We start from the raw sequence: 2,213 nt of genomic DNA on the forward strand, positions 1-2,213 counted from the left end.
CCCCAACATCCCGGCCGCCAATCGTTGGGGTTCGTTCCTCACCCCAACCTACGGGCTTGGCGTGAGATAGGTTCTTTCCAGACTTCGCGGTCGGGAGAATTCGCCACCAGTGTCAGGCACGAACCGCATCATTCACGCTGCGTCAGGCTCATTGACCAAACCCGATCAGCGCCAGCACCCCCAGCACAATGAAGGTCGCCGCCGCGGTGCCATGGACGACACGCGTCGGTATCCAGGCGGTGATCCGGTCGCCGAAAAACACCACCGGCACATTGGCCAGCAACATCCCGAGCGTGGTGCCGGCGACCACCCAGAAATAACTGCCGAACTGCGCGGCCAGAGCGACCGTGGCGACCTGAGTCTTGTCGCCCATTTCGGCCAGGAAGAAAGCAACCAGCGTCGCGCCGAACACACCGAGCGTGCGCCCGACCGGCGCCGCATCCGCGTCCAGTTCATCCGGCACCAGCATCCACAAAGCCATCGCGATAAAGGAGAGACCGAGAATCCAGCGCATGACATCCGGCCCAACATAGACCGTAACCCATTGACCGACGGCTGCGGCCAACCCATGGTTGGCGAGCGTGGCGATGAGAATCCCCCAAACGATGGGCCAGGGCTTGCGAAAGCGCGCGGCGAGACAGAGTGCGAGCAGTTGCGTCTTATCGCCGATCTCAGCGAGAGCGACAATACCGGTCGAGACAAGGAAGGCTTCCAAACAGAGACTCCGGGGGCCGGCGAAGAAAAGCCAATGACCACGGAACGTCGCCAGCCCGGCAGGCGCGCCGCAGTCAAAGGTCTCGCCAGGCACATCGGGCTGTCTGCACCATGGCCCGACCCCGCGGTCAGACCAAGTCTGTTGATGCAAACCCTTCTCGCGGGCGCGGAAGGCGGCTACTCCCCAAAGACGGCGCAGAGCATAGCACGGCTGGCGGGCTTGATCATCGTTTCGGCCGTCGGCGGGTGCGGTCCAAAGTGATGTAGTTGCAGACGCGCGTAGGATGGGCAGAGCGAGAGCGATGCCCATCCGGCCACCGCGACGCTTGAGGATGGGCATCGCTCTCGCTTTGCCCATCCTACCGAAAAGCCCAACCCAAACATGGGGGGATGGGGTTCACCACCCCGAGCGACTGATCGACGACTTTTTTGCAGAGGTTCGGAGGCAACGCCCATGACCAGAACCGCGGTGATTCGCGTGCAGCGGGAGACCGACGCGGTCTTGGCCGATCTGCGCAGGCGCTTCCTGGCGGCCTGGCATCACGGGGACTATCAGGGTGAGGTCTTTGTCTTCGAGTCGCCGGGCGCACTGTTTAGAGTGCTGACACCGAATCGCTGGGGACTGATCGAGCGGCTTCAATTCATCGGTCCCCTGGAGATGCCTGCCCTGGCCCGCGCCTTGGGTCGGGATGCAAAACGTGTCGACGCGGACTGCCAGGTGCTCTTGGAGACCGGGCTGATCGAGGCCGACGCGGACGGCCGGCTATGCGTTCCGTTTGCGGAGATCCGCGCGGACTTTGCCCTGCGCGGGGCGGCGTAGCGCAACCCGACAGAGCGGCCCAGTGCGGACCGCGTTCGTCCCCAGCGACGGCGGTTGACGGCACCTCGAAACCCTGTGCGCGCCTCGCCCACACGCCAGAATATGGTCTACAATCGATCCGCAAGCGCTCATCTTGTCGGCCCCGCGGCCCCCTCGAATGCCCGCTTTGCGCCGATTTGACCGTCGCCTAAGTGTTGATGTGCCGCCCGGAACCTGCCGGCAACCCCGGGATCGGGGATACAATCCCCTCTCTCTAAAGAAGACCCCGCCCGTAGCGGGCACCGTGCCAAGATCGAATGAGTCCAACAAACGTTTATCGCGTAGGTTTCCTGGTACTCGACTTTGGCCATTTCTCCTGGCCGTAAATAACATGAATATCAAAAGGTTATGAGGAGCAAAAAATTTACGAGGGGTTAAATTCCGGCGTTCAGGTCTCCTCGACTTTGGCCATTTTAGGCGATCTCGATCATCGTGCCAGCCGCAACCGGCAATCGCGGGGAGCGGGTCCGGACCACGGAACCAACCCGTCAGGCCGCGGGCGGCCCTGGCGCGGCGGCGCGGAGCGCCGCGCGAGGCCGCTCAGGCGGTCGCGGCCAACTGCGCGAGCACGCGCTCCCAGTCTGGGCGGGAGATTACCACCTGATCCTGATCGGCAAGCGAGTTGACGTCATTGCCCTCG

Annotated in this window: 2 protein-coding genes and 1 riboswitch; of the genes, one reads left to right on the forward strand and one right to left on the reverse strand. The window is 63.3% G+C overall.

From position 1 onward, the window contains the following. Positions 1 to 148: 148 nt before the first annotated feature. A complete protein-coding gene (locus QZY03_RS30645; RefSeq protein WP_020507073.1) occupies positions 149 to 715 on the reverse strand; it encodes a TMEM165/GDT1 family protein in 567 nt (188 codons plus the stop codon). Positions 716 to 726: 11 nt separating this feature from the next. Beyond that, positions 727 to 912, reverse strand: a riboswitch (yybP-ykoY riboswitch). A 256-nt stretch (positions 913 to 1,168) separates the two neighbouring features. Between QZY03_RS30645 and QZY03_RS30650 the strand changes: the two genes are divergently transcribed. Then, positions 1,169 to 1,534 (forward strand): transcriptional regulator, encoded by a 366-nt coding sequence (locus tag QZY03_RS30650; protein WP_295587971.1) that lies wholly within the window; start codon positions 1,169 to 1,171, stop codon positions 1,532 to 1,534. The last annotated feature ends 679 nt before the right edge of the window (positions 1,535 to 2,213 follow it).

It is taken from the genome of uncultured Lamprocystis sp., assembly GCF_903933125.1.
Lineage (GTDB): Bacteria > Pseudomonadota > Gammaproteobacteria > Chromatiales > Chromatiaceae > Thiodictyon.

Excerpts from the sequence above, each read along its gene's own strand:
- QZY03_RS30650 (WP_295587971.1), top strand. The coding sequence starts at position 1,169 with ATGACCAGAACCGCGGTGATTCGCGTGCAGCGGGAGACCGACGCGGTC.